The organism is Gordonia sp. NB41Y (assembly GCF_030718915.1).
Lineage (GTDB): Bacteria > Actinomycetota > Actinomycetes > Mycobacteriales > Mycobacteriaceae > Gordonia > Gordonia desulfuricans.
Genome location: NZ_CP132196.1, coordinates 4,430,024 through 4,444,011 on the forward strand (window position 1 = coordinate 4,430,024; position 13,988 = coordinate 4,444,011).

Below are 13,988 nucleotides of genomic sequence, written 5' to 3' on the forward strand. Positions count from 1 at the left end.
TGTCACCGCGGCGGATGCCCGTCGGCGGGCGTCTGGCCGCCGGGGCAGCCGGACACCGCCGGGACGCCCCGCAATCGGGCATCGAGCCAGGTGAGCGCGTCGGGATAGCCGGTGACCGCGGCGACGAGATGCTCACCGAAGACTTCGCGGTAGGTGGCGTTGGCCCCGAGCCGGCATTGCTCGGCGAACAGATTGCGCGCGCCGGCCGCGGGAATCCAGAACTCCTGCGCACCCTGATAGATGTACAGCGGTGTCCCGGATCGGCGGTCGGACATCTGTGTGACGCGGTAGATCTGCTCGGCGACGGGGGAGTGGAACGGATCGGGATCGGTGCTCAGCAGCTGCATGGGCAGGAAGGTGCCGCCGGCCAGCGCCTCGGGGAGGGTACAGACGTTCTTGAGCGGAGAGGTGGCGATCCACTGGGCGGGGTTGTTCGCCAGCGACAGGATCTCCGGGCGTTCCCGGGCGATACCGAAGGTGGCCGCGTGGAACAGGCCGGTGGCGAGGTTCGCGTTCATGCTGCCGACCAGCATCCGGAAGTCGGCGGGGACGCCGCCGATCGCCGCGCCGGCCATCCGCGGGGCCAGCTCCGGTGCATAGGAGTCGATCAGCTTGGCCGCACCGAGCGTGGCGATCGCGCCGCCGGAGTACCCGGTCATCGCGACCGGTCCGGCACCGAGGCCGGCCGGGTCGAGTGCGGCCGGGTCGAGTGCGGCCGCGGCGCGCAGGGAGTCGAGGACGATGTGGCCGGCGGTGGTGGGTTCGGCATAGGCCATCCGCGGGCCCTCGTGGTCGGGCACGATCACGGTGTAGCCGCGGGCCAGGGCGAGTTGGACGGTCGGCGGGATCACGTCGGAGATCCCGGAGTTGGGTCCGATGCCGTGGACGAAGTCGAACCCGGGGGTGCAGGCGGCACCGAGCGAGTCGATCGGCTGGTTCACCACCAGGACGGGTCGCGGTCCGGCGACCGGCGCCGGGGTGCGGGGCACGAGGACGGTGGCGGTGCCGAAGGAGGGCCGGTCGACGGCGTCCCGGGTGGCGAACTTGATCTGGGTGGCGCGGGTGATCGGCGCGACCGCCAGGATCGCGGCGGGCCAGGACAGTTCGCGCCGGGCGAGTAGCTCACCCGGATGGCGCCGGTCGAGGTCGGGTGCCCAGCGGTCGAAGAACGGGTCGCCGACGGGGTCGGGCAGGGTGGCCTCGCGCAACTCCTGCATGCGATGACTCGCCCCGGGCGTCACCGCCCGTTGCGGGATGGTCTGCAGATGGGGGAACGGTGGCGGTCCGACCACCGCGTCGATCGCGTCGGGGATCTGCGCGGGGATCGGCCACATGGTGAACGGCTCGGTCGCCGACGGCCCGGGTGGTGGTGCCGGCGACGCCGAGGTGCCGGGACCGGGTGCGGCGGCGGCCGGTGTGCAGACCGAGAGGACCGCAGCCAGCAGCGTCGATGCGAGTACTGCGACCTGCCGACGGCGCATGGATCGGACCGTACGCCCGGGTGATGGAGATCATGTGGAGCGAGGGTGTCACTCGGACGGTGTGGGATCAGCGCGGTGGGATCAGCGCGGGGTCACCCAGGTGGTGATGTCGCAGTGCACCACCTCGGTGCCGTGGGTGTCGACGATGCGGATCGACACCACGACGTCGGTTCCGTCGGTGATCGTCGAGACGTCGAGCGGTTCGGCGAAGGTCGCCTCGGCGGTCATCCGGGTGGTGGCCTTGGCGAGGTACTGCGCCGACATGGCCTTCGGCAGCCACCGGTGCGTGGTCGGGAGGCTGGCCTCCATCAGCATCCCCATCGCGGTCTCGGCGAGGTTGCAGGCGGCGATCGCATGGAAGGTGCCGATGTGGTTGTGGACGCCGAACCACTTGGGTGCCACCACCCGGCAGAAGCCGGGACGCATCTCGTCGACCAGCGGCAGGATCGTCGCGAAGTAGGGGACCCGCGCCACCATGCCCACCGAGAACAGCAGGTGGCCGACGAGGTTGTCGGGCAGGCGGCGGCGCAGGGCGTAGGTGGCGGTGCGTTCGCTGCGGTCGGAGCTCATGGGAGCCGACGATACTACTCGGCGGTAAGGTGGTGATGGACCGTCCGCGTGCGCAGATCAGTCGGCCTTGCGGCGGAATGCGAACCGGATCGCCTCACGGTTGACGCCGGCCACCGCATCGAGGCCGATCCCGGCCGGGCACACCGTCGCGCACTCGCCGTAGGTGGAGCACGGCCCGAAGTCGCGGTCGAGTTGGCCGGTGATCGCCCGGGCCCGCCTGCCCCGCTCGGCGCGGCCCGCGGTGAGGGCCGCCAGGTGGAGCAGCTTGGCGCCGGCGAACAGATGCGCGGCCCCGTTGGGGCACGCCGCGACGCAGGCACCGCAACCGATACACGCCGCGAAGTCCAGGGCGGTCTCGGCGACGTCGTGGCCGACGGGCACCGCATCGGCATCGGGGGCCTGACCCGCGTCCAGGCCGACGTGTCCGCCGGCCTCGATCACCCGGTCGAGGGCCGAGCGATCCACCACCAGGTCCCGGACGACCGGAAAGGCGTTGGCGCGCAGGGGTTCCAGTTTGAGATGTGTGATGTCGCCGAACTGTCGCAGATGCTGGCGGCACGACGGGGTGTTGGGGGTGGGGCCGTGTGGCCGGTCGTTGACCATCACCCCGCACGAACCACACACGCCCTCACGGCAATCCGAGTCGAAGGCCACGGGTTCGGCACCCTCGGCGACGAGCCGGTCGTTGAGGCGGTCGAGGACGTCGAGCAGCGACATCTCCGGGGTCGCGTCGTCGAGGGTGTAGCTCTCGAAGTGGCCGGGGGACGACGGACCCGACTGTCGCCAGGCCTCGATGGTGATCCGCATCTGATCGCCTCACTGATAGTTTCTGGTCTGCAGGGGAACCGCGTCGAAGGCGAGGGGCTCCCGGTGCCGGATGTGGCGGCCGTCGGTGGTGGTCTCCCACGCCGAGACGGCGCACCAGTGGTCGTCGTCGCGGCGCGCCTCGCCCTGTGCGGTCTGGTGGTCCACCCGGAAGTGGGCCCCGCAGGACTCGTCACGATCGAGGGCGTCGACACACATCAACTCGGCGAGTTCGAGGAAGTCGGCGACCCGTCCGGCCCGTTCGAGTTCCTGGTTGAACTCCGACGCCGAGCCGACGACGCGCACATCCGACCAGAATTGTTCACGCAGCGAACGGATCTCGCCGATCGCCGAGGTCAGGCCCGCGGGACTGCGTGCGACCCCGCACCCGGCATAGAGGATCTCGCCGAGGCGGCGATGGAAACGGTCCGGGCCGGTGCGTCCGCCCACGTCGAGCAGGTCGGTGATGCGACCGGTCACCGCGCCCACCGCGGCCCGCACCGCGTCGTGGTCGAGGGGCAGCCGACCCTCACCCAGAAGCGGTGCGAGGTAGTTCGGGATCGAGTACGGGAGGGTGAACCAGCCGTCCACACATGCCGACAACAACGAGTTGGCCCCGAGCCGATTGGCGCCGTGGTATCCCCAGCCCGCCTCACCGCCGACGAAAAGACCTGGGATGGAGGTCATCTGGTCGTAGTCCGACCACAGTCCGCCCATCGTGAAATGTGCGGCCGGGGCGATGCGCATCGGCACCTCGTAGGGATTCTCGCCGGTTGCGTCGTGATACATCGAGAACAGGTTGCCGTAGCGTTCGGCGATGGTGGCCCGGCCCAGCCGGGCCAGGGCGTCGGCGAAGTCGAGATACACCGAGTTGCGGAGCGGACCGACCCCGTGGCCGGCCTCGATCTGTTCGCGGGCGGCACGTGAGGCCACATCGCGCGGGGTCAGGTTGCCGTAGGCGGGGTACTTCCGTTCCAGGTAGTAGTCGCGGTCGGCGTCGGGGATATCGTTCGCCGCACGCTCGTCGCCGGCGGTCCGCGGCACCCAGATCCGGCCGTCGTTGCGCAGGGACTCGCTCATCAGGGTCGTCTTGGTCTGCCACGGCGCACTCACCGGCAGTGCGGTGGGATGGAACTGGATGAACGACGGCGACGCCATCAACGCCCCGCGGCGATGCGCACGCCAGGCGGCGGTCGCATTGCTGTTGCGGGCCAGGGTGGACTGGAAGAACACCGTCCCGTAGCCGCCGGTGGCCAGCACCACCGCATGCGCGGTGCGGGCCCCGATCCGCCCGGTGACCAGGTCGCGGACGACGATGCCCTGCGCGCGACCGTCGGCGACGATCAGGTCGAGCATCTCGCTGCGGGTGTGCAGGGTGACGCTGCCGGCCGCGACCTGGCGCAGCAGTGCCTGCGACGCCGCGACCTGCAACTGCTGGCCGGTCTGCCCGCGCGTGTAATAGGTACGCGAGACCTGCACCCCGCCGAAGGACCGTGTGGCCAGCGAACCCCCGTACTCCCGCGCGAACGGCGCCCCGATCGCATCGAGGTGGTCGATCACCCGGATCGACTCCTCGGCGAGCCGGAACGCGTCGGCCTCACGTGCCCGGAAGTCACCGCCCTTGACGGTGTCGACGACGAACCGGCGGATCGAGTCGTTGTCCACCTTGCGGGCCCGTGCCGCGTTGATCCCACCCTGTGCGGCGACGCTGTGTGCCCGCCGCGGCGCGTCGTGGAAGGTGAATGCGTGTACGTCGTAACCGAGTTCGCCGAGCGCGGCGGCACACCCGGCCCCGGCGAGACCGGTACCGACCACGATCACGGTGAACTTGCCGCGGTTGAGCGGACCCACCAGCCGGTAGGCGTCCCGGCGCCGCTGCCATGCGGTGGCCGGATCACCTTCGGGGACACCGGAATCCAGAAGCTGCTCGATGGTCGGTCCGATGCTCATCAACCCACCGCCCCGGCCAGCACCGCGATCGGGATGCTGATGTTCCCGATCATCACCGCCGCGGCCACCACCAGCGCGATCACCGCACCGGCCTGCCGCACCCGCCGGCCGGTGGCGCCGAGATCGTTGACCACACTCCAGAGGCCGTGCACCAGATGGAGTCCCAGCAATCCCATCACCACGATGTAGAACAAGGCCATCGGCCAGCGCTGAAGACTCTCCACCAGATTGTGGTGGGCGGATGAGGCGTCGGCGGTGGCGGACTCGAACGACGACGACGCCACCGGGCGGGTCCCGGTGGTCAGGTCGAGGATGTGCACCACGATGAACACCAGCAGCACGAGCCCGGTGTAGGGCATCAGCGTGGCGGGCAGCCGCCGCAGCCCCATACCCCTGCGGCGGAACCGGCCCCGCGCCCGATGCGCCCGCCCGATCAGCATCACCGACGCCCCGACGTGGGCGATCAGGCAGGCGAGCAGGACGACGCGGAAGATCCACAGCGCACCCTCGTACGGCAGCAGCGGCTCGAGCAGGGTCCGCAGCCAGTGGGCATAGGCGTCGAAGTGTTCGGCACCGGTGTAGACCTTCAGGTTGCCGATCATGTGGACCAGGACGAACAGTGCGAAGACGGTGCCGGTCAGCGCCATCGTCACCTTGAGCGTCACCGTCGACGGGAGCGGTGGCCGGGTGGTGGGCATGGGGGCGACGGCAGCCGGGACGCCGATGGGTGTCCCGTCGATCGGCGGGCCGTCGATCGGTGCCGATCGGCTCGGGACCTCGGTGGGGGAGGATGCGGACGGCGACGGGGATCGCGAACTCATTCCAGGCCTTCTGGTCGGCTCGGGGGCCGGCGAGCCGGGGGTCGGTGCCCGAGACCCACGGTATTGCCTGACACGCCGGATTGCCGGGCAACCGACGCGGCCCGGTCGTCGAGAAATACGGTGATCGCGAGCAATCACGTGAGGGAAGGACTCGGCGGCGTGACATACGACAACCAGGGGTGGGGCGGTCCAGGCCCCGGATCCGGTGGATACGGTGCGGGTGGACCGGCCGGCGGCGGATACGGAGGCGGTGTCCCCGGTGGGCAGCCACCGGGCCACGGGTCGCAGGGCTTCGGTGAACCGGCAGCGGGATACGGCGCACAGGGATATGGCTCACAGGGGTACGGCGCAGGCGGGTACGGAACCCCGGGGCCGGGTGCTCCGGTGACGCCGTCGGGCGGTTCGGTGATGTCCCGCCTGGGTGCGGACCGGCCGAGCCGGCCGCAGCAGACGATGATCGCCGGCGGCGTGCTGGCCCTGCTCGGTGTGATCCTCGTGATCTTCAGCTGTGTGACCTGGGCATCGGTGTCGCAGAGCCAGACCATCCCGGGAGGGCTCGGCACCATCACCAGTTCGGTGACGGTCAGCGGTCTCGGTTCGGTGGACGCCGAGGTGAGCGGACTGCCGCAGGGCATCCCCGGCCTCGACCAGGACGCGCTCGACGCGGCCGCGGCCGGCGATGACGGAACCTCGGCACCGGGTGGCTGGACGATCGCGTTCGGCATCCTCCTGGTCCTCGCGGCGGTGCCGCTGATCCTTCGGCGATTCGCGTCGTGGGCGGCCATCGCGGCGACCGTGATCGGGTTCGCCACGCTGATCGCGACGATCGTCTTCCTCGCCGATCCGGCCGCCGCGGTGTCCGATGGCGATCCGGGTGCGGGGTCCGACCAGGTGGGCGCCGGCTACGGTCTCTGGATCGTCTTCCTCGCCTCCCTGGCCGCGTTCGCCGTGGCCGCCGCGACAGTGGTGCTGCAACTGCTTCCCGGTGGCACGCCACCGGGTGCGACGGCAGCCGGTGTGACGCCCTTCGGCGCACCCGGGGCCGGATACGGGAGTCAGCCCGGGTTCGGGAGTCGGCCCGGATATGCGGGCGGTCCGAGATACGGGAGTCAGCCGGGGGGTGGGTACCCGCAACAACCGGGGTACGGAACCTCGCCCGCAGGCGATCAGCAGCCCTACGGTCAGGCGTCCCCGGGGCAGTGGCAGCCGGGATACGGACAGCAGCCCGGTCAGCCGGGATACGGGCAGCCCGGGTACGGACAGCAGCCCGGACAGCCGGGATACGGTCAGCCGCCGCAGGCCTGACGGCCTCGATCATCCGGGGGTACCGCGGTACCCCCGGGATACTCCGGTAACGCGAATCCGGGAGCAACGGTGACACCGGCGGCTCCCGGATTCGTCGCTTCCCGGGCCGGATTTGGCCTGAGCTCCCGGCATAGTGCATACTTGTCGGGTTGCCTGATCGGCGGCGCGGATTTCTGCGGCATCGGTCAGGTGAATGACTCCCAGGCCCGGTTGACGGGGATGGGCGTGTACCGGGTGACCCTCGAGCGGTTCGCCGCACCGGGTTCACCGTCACGACACGCCCGACCGCGGGTGCCGGAGCAAAACGGTTCGTCCCAGTGGCGAGCCAACGTACAACGACAGATGAACAGCGTCGATCCCGCGAATCTCACGCGTGGTGATCATGTGCCCGCCGGCGGCGAAGTCGGCCCAGGTACGCGGTGTTTGTCTGTCGAGAACAACTGACGGAAGAGGACACAGCGTGGCGGGACAGAAGATCCGCATCAGGCTCAAGGCCTATGACCACGAGGCGATCGACGCTTCGGCGCGCAAGATCGTGGAAACCGTGACCCGTACCGGGGCACGTGTGGTCGGCCCGGTGCCGTTGCCCACAGAGAAGAACGTCTACTGCGTCATCCGTTCGCCGCACAAGTACAAGGACAGCCGCGAACACTTCGAGATGCGCACCCACAAGCGACTCATCGACATCCTCGACCCGACGCCGAAGACGGTCGACGCGCTGATGCGCATCGACCTCCCGGCCAGCGTCGACGTCAACATCCAGTAGGCGGGGGGCGAAGAGAAACATGAGCAATCAGAGTTCGACCAGCAATCAAAGTGCCACACGGGGCATCCTGGGCACCAAGCTCGGCATGACCCAGGTCTTCGACGAGAACAACCGTGTCGTTCCGGTCACCGTCATCCAGGCAGGCCCGAACGTCATCACCCAGCTGCGCACCGCGGAGCGCGACGGCTACACCGCCGTCCAGCTCGCCTACGGCGCCATCGATCCGCGCAAGGTCTCCAAGCCGGTCACCGGTCAGTTCAGCAAGGCCGGGGTCACCCCGCGCCGGCACCTGGCCGAGATCCGTCTGGCCGACGTCAGCGAGTACGAGATCGGTCAGGAACTGACCGCCGAGATCTTCGCCGACGGTGCGCTGGTGGACGTCACCGGCACCTCCAAGGGCAAGGGCTTCGCCGGCGTCATGAAGCGCCACGGCTTCGCCGGTCTGGGCGCCAGCCACGGTGCACACCGCGTGCACCGCGCACCGGGCTCGATCGGTGGCTGTGCCACCCCGGGTCGCGTGTTCAAGGGCATGCGCATGGCCGGACGTATGGGTAACGACAAGGTGACCACGCAGAACCTCACCGTCCACAAGGTGGACGCCGAGGCCGGCCTGCTGCTGATCAAGGGAGCGATCCCGGGTCGCAAGGGCGGCGTCGTGGTGGTTCGCGACGCAGTGAAGGGTGGTGCGAAGTAATGAGCACCGAGACCGCAACCAAGCTGACGCTGGACGTCAAGACCGCCGACGGCAAGACCAACGGAACCGTTGACCTGCCCGGCGAGATCTTCGACGCACCGGCCAACATCGCGCTGATGCACCAGGTCGTGGTGGCCCAGCTGGCCGCCGCTCGCCAGGGCACGCACGCCACCAAGACCCGCGGCGACGTCCGCGGTGGTGGTGCCAAGCCGTACCGCCAGAAGGGCACCGGTCGCGCCCGCCAGGGTTCGACCCGCGCACCGCAGTTCACCGGTGGTGGCGTCGTGCACGGTCCGCAGCCGCGTGACTACTCCCAGCGCACCCCCAAGAAGATGAAGGCGGCCGCCCTGCGCGGCGCGCTGAGTGATCGTGCTCGTAACGAGCGCATCCACGTCATCACCGAGCTCGTCTCCGGACAGGTGCCGTCGACCAAGTCGGCGCGTCAGTTCCTGGAGGCCCTGTCGGAGCGCCGCAAGTTCCTGGTCGTGCTGGGTCGTGAGGACCTGACCGCCTGGAAGAGCGTGGCGAACCTGGGCAACGTGCTGCCGATCGCTCCCGATCAGCTCAACACCTACGACGTCCTCGACGCCGATGAGGTGGTGTTCAGCGTGGAGACGCTCAACGCGTTCATCGCTGCCAATTCCAAGACTGACGCGAAGGAGGCGTGAGCATGGCTACGCAGGCCGACCCGCGCGACATCATCCTGGCGCCGGTGATCTCGGAGAAGTCCTACGGGCTCATGGAAGAGAACGTGTACACCTTCCTGGTGCACCCGGACTCCAACAAGACGCAGATCAAGATCGCCATCGAGGCGATCTTCGACGTGACCGTCGACAGCGTCAACACCGCGAACCGGCAGGGCAAGCGCAAGCGGACCCGCTTCGGCTACGGCCAGCGCCGCTCCACCAAGCGCGCGTTCGTGACGCTGACCGCCGACAGCAAGCCCATCGAGATCTTCGGAGGCTCGGTCAACTGACCGGGGCTCTTGGAATAGAGGGACTTTCACATGGCTATTCGTAAATACAAGCCGACGACCCCGGGTCGTCGCGGGGCCAGTGGTTCGGACTTCGCCGAGATCACCCGTGATCATCCGGAGAAGTCGCTGGTCCGCCCGCTGCACGGCCGTGGTGGCCGTAACGCGCACGGTCGCATCACCACCCGTCACAAGGGTGGCGGTCACAAGCGCGCCTACCGTCTGATCGACTTCCGTCGTAACGACAAGGACGGCGTGAACGCCAAGGTCGCACACATCGAGTACGACCCGAACCGCACCGCACGCATCGCACTGCTGCACTTCATCGACGGCGAGAAGCGCTACATCATCGCGCCGAAGGGTCTGAAGCAGGGCGACATCGTCGAGACCGGCGCGACCGCCGACATCAAGCCCGGCAACAACCTGCCGCTGCGCAACATCCCGACCGGTACCCAGGTCCACGCCGTGGAGCTGCGTCCGGGTGGTGGCGCCAAGATGGCCCGCTCGGCCGGCGCATCGATCCAGCTGCTCGGCAAGGAGGGCGCCTACGCGACCCTGCGTATGCCGTCCGGCGAGATCCGTCGCGTCGACGTGCGCTGCCGCGCCACCGTCGGCGAGGTCGGCAACGCCGAGCAGTCGAACATCAACTGGGGCAAGGCCGGCCGTATGCGCTGGAAGGGCAAGCGCCCGACCGTCCGTGGTGTCGTGATGAACCCGGTCGACCACCCGCACGGTGGTGGCGAGGGCAAGACCTCCGGTGGTCGCCACCCGGTCAGCCCGTGGGGCAAGCCCGAGGGCCGCACCCGCAAGAACAAGGCGAGCGACAAGCTCATCGTCCGCCGCCGCCGCACCGGCAAGAACAAGCGATAAGAATCAGGAGGAGGTAGAAGAATGCCACGCAGCCTCAAGAAGGGCCCATTCGTCGACGACCATCTCCTGAAGAAGGTCGATGTTCAGAATGAGAAGGGCACGAAGCAGGTCATCAAGACCTGGTCGCGTCGTTCGACCATCATCCCCGACTTCATCGGTCACACCTTCGCCGTCCACGACGGCCGCAAGCACGTGCCGGTGTTCGTCTCGGACAACATGGTCGGGCACAAGCTGGGCGAGTTCGCCCCCACCCGCACGTTCAAGGGTCACATCAAGGATGACCGGAAAGCGAAGCGCCGGTAAACCATGACTACTCAGACCGAGAACCCCACCGCGAAGGCGACCGCACGTTTCGTGCGCGTCACCCCGATGAAGGCACGTCGTGTGATCGACCTGATCCGCGGCAAGAACGTCGACGAGGCCCTCGACATCCTGCGGTTCGCCCCGCAGTCGGCGTCGGAGCCCGTGTACAAGGTGCTGGCCAGCGCCGTCGCGAACGCGGAGAACAACCTGGATCTGGATCGCCGGACCCTGGTCGTCGCCACCGCCTTCGCCGACGAGGGCCCCACCATGAAGCGGTTCCAGCCGCGTGCGCAGGGGCGGGCCTTCCGTATCCGTAAGCGCACCAGCCACATCACCGTGGTCGTGGAGAGCTTGCCGGAGAAGGCGACCGCCGGTCGCGGCCGGTCGCGTCAGCCGAAGCAGAAGGGAGCCTGACAGTGGGCCAGAAAATCAACCCGCACGGCTTCCGTCTGGGCATCACCACCGACTGGAACAGCCGTTGGTACGCCGACAAGCAGTACGCGGACTACGTGAAAGAGGATGTCGCCATCCGCAAGCTCCTCTCGCAGGGGCTCGAGCGCGCCGGCATCGCCAAGGTGGAGATCGAGCGCACCCGTGACCGGGTTCGCGTCGACATCCACACCGCCCGCCCGGGCATCGTCATCGGTCGCCGCGGCGCCGAGGCCGATCGCATCCGCGGCGAGCTGGAGAAGCTGACCGGCAAGCAGGTCCAGCTGAACATCCTCGAGGTCAAGAACCCTGAGTCCGAGGCCCAGCTGGTGGCCCAGGGTGTCGCCGAGCAGCTGAGCAACCGTGTGGCGTTCCGCCGCGCGATGCGCAAGGCCATCCAGTCGGCGATGCGTCAGCCGAACGTCAAGGGCATCCGGGTGCAGTGCTCGGGTCGTCTGGGCGGCGCAGAGATGAGCCGTAGCGAGTTCTACCGCGAGGGTCGTGTGCCGCTGCACACGCTGCGCGCCGACATCGACTACGGCCTGCACGAGGCCAAGACCACCTTCGGCCGGATCGGCGTGAAGGTGTGGATCTACAAGGGCGACATCGTCGGTGGCCGTCGCGAGCTGTCCGCAGCCGCGCCGTCCGGCGATGACCGTCGTCCGCGCCGGCCCAGCCGTCCTCGCCGCAGCGGTGCCTCGGGCACCACTGCCACGAGCACCGACGCCGCACGTGCGGCCGAGGCCGCTCCCGCCGAGGCCACCGCTGGTGCGGGTGCAGAGAAGCAGGAGGGCTAGCCAATGTTGATCCCACGGCGGGTCAAGCACCGCAAGCAGCACCACCCGAGCCTGAAGGGTCAGGCCAAGGGCGGCACCAAGGTCACCTTCGGTGATTACGGCATCCAGGCTCTGGAGAGCGCCTACATCACCAACCGGCAGATCGAGTCCGCTCGTATCGCCATCAACCGGCACATCAAGCGTGGCGGCAAGGTCTGGATCAACATCTTCCCGGACCGCCCGCTCACCAAGAAGCCGGCCGAGACCCGCATGGGTTCCGGTAAGGGTTCGCCCGAGTGGTGGGTCGCCCCGGTCAAGCCGGGTCGCGTGCTGTTCGAGATGACCTACCCCAACGAGGAGATCGCTCGCGAGGCCCTGCGTCGCGCGCAGCACAAGCTCCCGATCAAGACCCGGATCGTGACCAGAGAGGAGCAGTTCTGATGGGACTGGGCGTTGCTGCAGCCGAGCTGCGTGAACTCAATGACACCGATCTGGTCGACCGTTTGAAGGAATCGAAGGAAGAGCTGTTCAACCTTCGCTTCCAGATGGCCACCGGCCAGCTCGACAACAACCGCCGCCTGCGGACCGTGCGTCGCGAGATCGCTCGTATCTACACCGTGATGCGCGAGCGCGAGCTGGGTCTGGCGTCGGGACCGGAAGGTGATGACGCATGAGTGAGGATGCGAAGGTGAGCGAAACCGCTGCCGAGACGCGTGCCAGCCGCAAGGAGCGGATCGGCTACGTCGTCAGCGACAAGATGCAGAAGACCATCGTGGTCGAGCTGGAGGATCGTAAGCGTCACGCGCTCTACGGCAAGATCATCCGGACCACGTCCAAGGTCAAGGCACACGACGAGAACGGCGATGCCGGCGTCGGTGACCGCGTGCGGATCATGGAGACCCGCCCGCTGTCGGCGACCAAACACTGGCGCCTCGTGGAGGTGCTGGAGAAGGCCAAGTAGGCCTGCTCCGACTCTCGTGACCGAAAGGCCCGTTCCCCACACCGGGGAGCGGGCCTTTCGGCGTCGGATGGTGTTTCAATGTCGGGGTGAATGCCGCCGAGCAGCCCGTGGGTCGCGATCTGGAACGCGTCCGGCGGATCGGGGCGCGCTTCCTCGGTGCCGGCCTGCTCGCCTATCTGATGGTGTCGTGGCCGGTGATGGTGTCGGCGTCGGTGCAGACCGCGCCCTGGTGGACACCGGTCAGCGTTCTCCTGGCGGTCGGCCCGGGGGCATTGCTGGTGGTGGCCAGTTTCCGGCCCGGGACCGACTGGCTGGGTCCGCTGGTGGTGGCGTGTTCGCTCGGGTACCTCGCCGCCGTCGGACTGTGGTTCGTGGCCTGGACCGGGACACCGCTGGCCGACCCCGACCAGTCGGCGATATGGCTGAGCACCTTCCCCGGGATGGCGAGCATGGTGGCGATGCTCGTCTATCCGCGATTCGGGGTGGTGCACCTGGTGGTCGCGAGCTTCGTGGTGAACTGCGCCCAGCAGATGGGCCGATTCGGCCATCTCGACACCGATCTGGTCTACGAGGTCTGCTGGGCGGTCGGGTTCACCGGGGTGTTCCTGGCGATCGCCCGGGTTGCGGTCCGGACGGCCGAACTGCTCGACCGGACCCGCGCCGACGCCCACCGGGTGGCGGCCGAGGCCGCCGCCGCCACGGCGCGGCAGGCCGAACAGGCGCGGTTCGACGCCGTGATCCACGACCGTGCGATCGCGAGTCTGCTCGCGATCGGGGTAGGCCGGCCCGATCCCGCACTCGCCGTGCAGGCGGAGTCGGCCCTCGACGCGATGGACAGGCTCGCGGCCGGGGTGATCGCGACCGGTCCGCCGATGATCACGGCACCTGTCGCATTGCGCCGGATCCGTGCGGCGGCACGTGACTTCGGCGAAGACATCGACATCGACATCGAGTCCGTCACCGCCGACGACACGCGCTATCCGGCCGAGAGCGTCGGCGCCCTGATCGAGGCGATGGGCGAGGCGCTGCGCAATGTGGGCCGGCATGCCGGTGCCGGTGCGTCGTCGGCGGTGCTGTGCCGGGCCGCCGACGACTCGATCAGCATGGCCGTGGTGGACGACGGCGCCGGCTTCGACCCCGAGCGCATCGCCGACGGACGGCTCGGCATCGCGGCCGGCATCCGCGGACGGATGGATGCCGTTCCGGGCGGGTCGTCGGTCCTGCGCAGCAGCGTCGGGCGTGGTACCACGGTCGGATTGCAGTGGGTGCGGCCGTGAGCGCAGGA

General features: G+C 68.8%; 18 protein-coding genes. 13 read left to right on the top strand and 5 right to left on the bottom strand.

What is annotated here, in order from left to right; genetic code table 11:
- Positions 1–2: 2 nt before the first annotated feature.
- From Q9K23_RS19245 to Q9K23_RS19265, 5 genes are all read right to left on the bottom strand, one after another.
- Entirely contained in the window at positions 3–1,334 is a 1,332-nt protein-coding gene (locus Q9K23_RS19245; RefSeq protein WP_261978018.1) for a lipase family protein, read from the bottom strand.
- 228 nt (positions 1,335–1,562) lie between these two features.
- Positions 1,563–2,051, bottom strand: a complete 489-nt coding sequence (locus Q9K23_RS19250; RefSeq protein ID WP_020793972.1) for a hotdog fold domain-containing protein — start codon at positions 2,049–2,051, stop codon at positions 1,563–1,565.
- 57 nt (positions 2,052–2,108) lie between these two features.
- On the bottom strand, positions 2,109–2,858 hold the full coding sequence (locus Q9K23_RS19255) for a succinate dehydrogenase/fumarate reductase iron-sulfur subunit (protein WP_053777924.1): 750 nt from the start codon (positions 2,856–2,858) through the stop codon (positions 2,109–2,111).
- Positions 2,859–2,867: 9 nt separating this feature from the next.
- Positions 2,868–4,805, bottom strand: a complete 1,938-nt coding sequence (locus Q9K23_RS19260; RefSeq protein ID WP_053777923.1) for a fumarate reductase/succinate dehydrogenase flavoprotein subunit — start codon at positions 4,803–4,805, stop codon at positions 2,868–2,870.
- Positions 4,805–5,503 (bottom strand): succinate dehydrogenase cytochrome b subunit, encoded by a 699-nt coding sequence (locus Q9K23_RS19265; protein ID WP_174518997.1) that lies wholly within the window; start codon positions 5,501–5,503, stop codon positions 4,805–4,807. The genes Q9K23_RS19260 and Q9K23_RS19265 overlap by 1 nt, the downstream gene beginning before the upstream one ends.
- Before the next feature lie 282 nt (positions 5,504–5,785).
- Here Q9K23_RS19265 and Q9K23_RS19270 point away from each other — a divergent pair, with 282 nt between their 5' ends.
- From Q9K23_RS19270 to Q9K23_RS19330, 13 genes are all read left to right on the top strand, one after another.
- On the top strand, positions 5,786–6,931 hold the full coding sequence (locus Q9K23_RS19270; RefSeq protein ID WP_187343561.1) for a hypothetical protein: 1,146 nt from the start codon (positions 5,786–5,788) through the stop codon (positions 6,929–6,931).
- A gap of 460 nt (positions 6,932–7,391) precedes the next feature.
- Entirely contained in the window at positions 7,392–7,697 is a 306-nt protein-coding gene (rpsJ, locus tag Q9K23_RS19275; protein ID WP_003938093.1) for a 30S ribosomal protein S10, read from the top strand.
- A 19-nt stretch (positions 7,698–7,716) separates the two neighbouring features.
- Entirely contained in the window at positions 7,717–8,391 is a 675-nt protein-coding gene (gene rplC, locus Q9K23_RS19280) for a 50S ribosomal protein L3 (protein ID WP_020791555.1), read from the top strand.
- Positions 8,391–9,059, top strand: a complete 669-nt coding sequence (gene rplD / locus Q9K23_RS19285; RefSeq protein WP_020791556.1) for a 50S ribosomal protein L4 — start codon at positions 8,391–8,393, stop codon at positions 9,057–9,059. The genes rplC and rplD overlap by 1 nt, the downstream gene beginning before the upstream one ends.
- A gap of 2 nt (positions 9,060–9,061) precedes the next feature.
- On the top strand, positions 9,062–9,367 hold the full coding sequence (gene rplW / locus Q9K23_RS19290; protein ID WP_059035320.1) for a 50S ribosomal protein L23: 306 nt from the start codon (positions 9,062–9,064) through the stop codon (positions 9,365–9,367).
- Positions 9,368–9,397: 30 nt separating this feature from the next.
- Positions 9,398–10,234, top strand: a complete 837-nt coding sequence (gene rplB, locus Q9K23_RS19295; RefSeq protein ID WP_020791558.1) for a 50S ribosomal protein L2 — start codon at positions 9,398–9,400, stop codon at positions 10,232–10,234.
- A gap of 21 nt (positions 10,235–10,255) precedes the next feature.
- Positions 10,256–10,537: a 30S ribosomal protein S19 gene (gene rpsS, locus Q9K23_RS19300; RefSeq protein ID WP_006332376.1), complete on the top strand. Its 282-nt coding sequence runs from the start codon at positions 10,256–10,258 to the stop codon at positions 10,535–10,537.
- A gap of 3 nt (positions 10,538–10,540) precedes the next feature.
- Positions 10,541–10,951 carry a 50S ribosomal protein L22 gene (gene rplV, locus Q9K23_RS19305; protein ID WP_020791561.1) on the top strand — a complete coding sequence of 137 codons (411 nt, stop codon included), beginning with the start codon at positions 10,541–10,543 and terminating at the stop codon, positions 10,949–10,951.
- Between the two features lie 2 nt (positions 10,952–10,953).
- Positions 10,954–11,763, top strand: coding sequence for a 30S ribosomal protein S3 (gene rpsC, locus Q9K23_RS19310; RefSeq protein WP_053777921.1), 810 nt, complete (start codon positions 10,954–10,956; stop codon positions 11,761–11,763).
- Between the two features lie 3 nt (positions 11,764–11,766).
- Complete coding sequence (rplP, locus tag Q9K23_RS19315) at positions 11,767–12,183, top strand: 50S ribosomal protein L16 (protein ID WP_020793368.1); 417 nt, start codon at positions 11,767–11,769, stop codon at positions 12,181–12,183.
- The gene (gene rpmC, locus Q9K23_RS19320; protein ID WP_020793369.1) at positions 12,183–12,416 is read left to right on the top strand and encodes a 50S ribosomal protein L29; all 234 of its coding nucleotides are present in this window, start codon (positions 12,183–12,185) and stop codon (positions 12,414–12,416) included. The genes rplP and rpmC overlap by 1 nt, the downstream gene beginning before the upstream one ends.
- Positions 12,413–12,703 carry a 30S ribosomal protein S17 gene (rpsQ, locus tag Q9K23_RS19325; protein WP_053777920.1) on the top strand — a complete coding sequence of 97 codons (291 nt, stop codon included), beginning with the start codon at positions 12,413–12,415 and terminating at the stop codon, positions 12,701–12,703. The genes rpmC and rpsQ overlap by 4 nt, the downstream gene beginning before the upstream one ends.
- A gap of 86 nt (positions 12,704–12,789) precedes the next feature.
- On the top strand, positions 12,790–13,980 hold the full coding sequence (locus tag Q9K23_RS19330; protein ID WP_244882451.1) for an ATP-binding protein: 1,191 nt from the start codon (positions 12,790–12,792) through the stop codon (positions 13,978–13,980).
- Positions 13,981–13,988 lie beyond the last annotated feature (8 nt).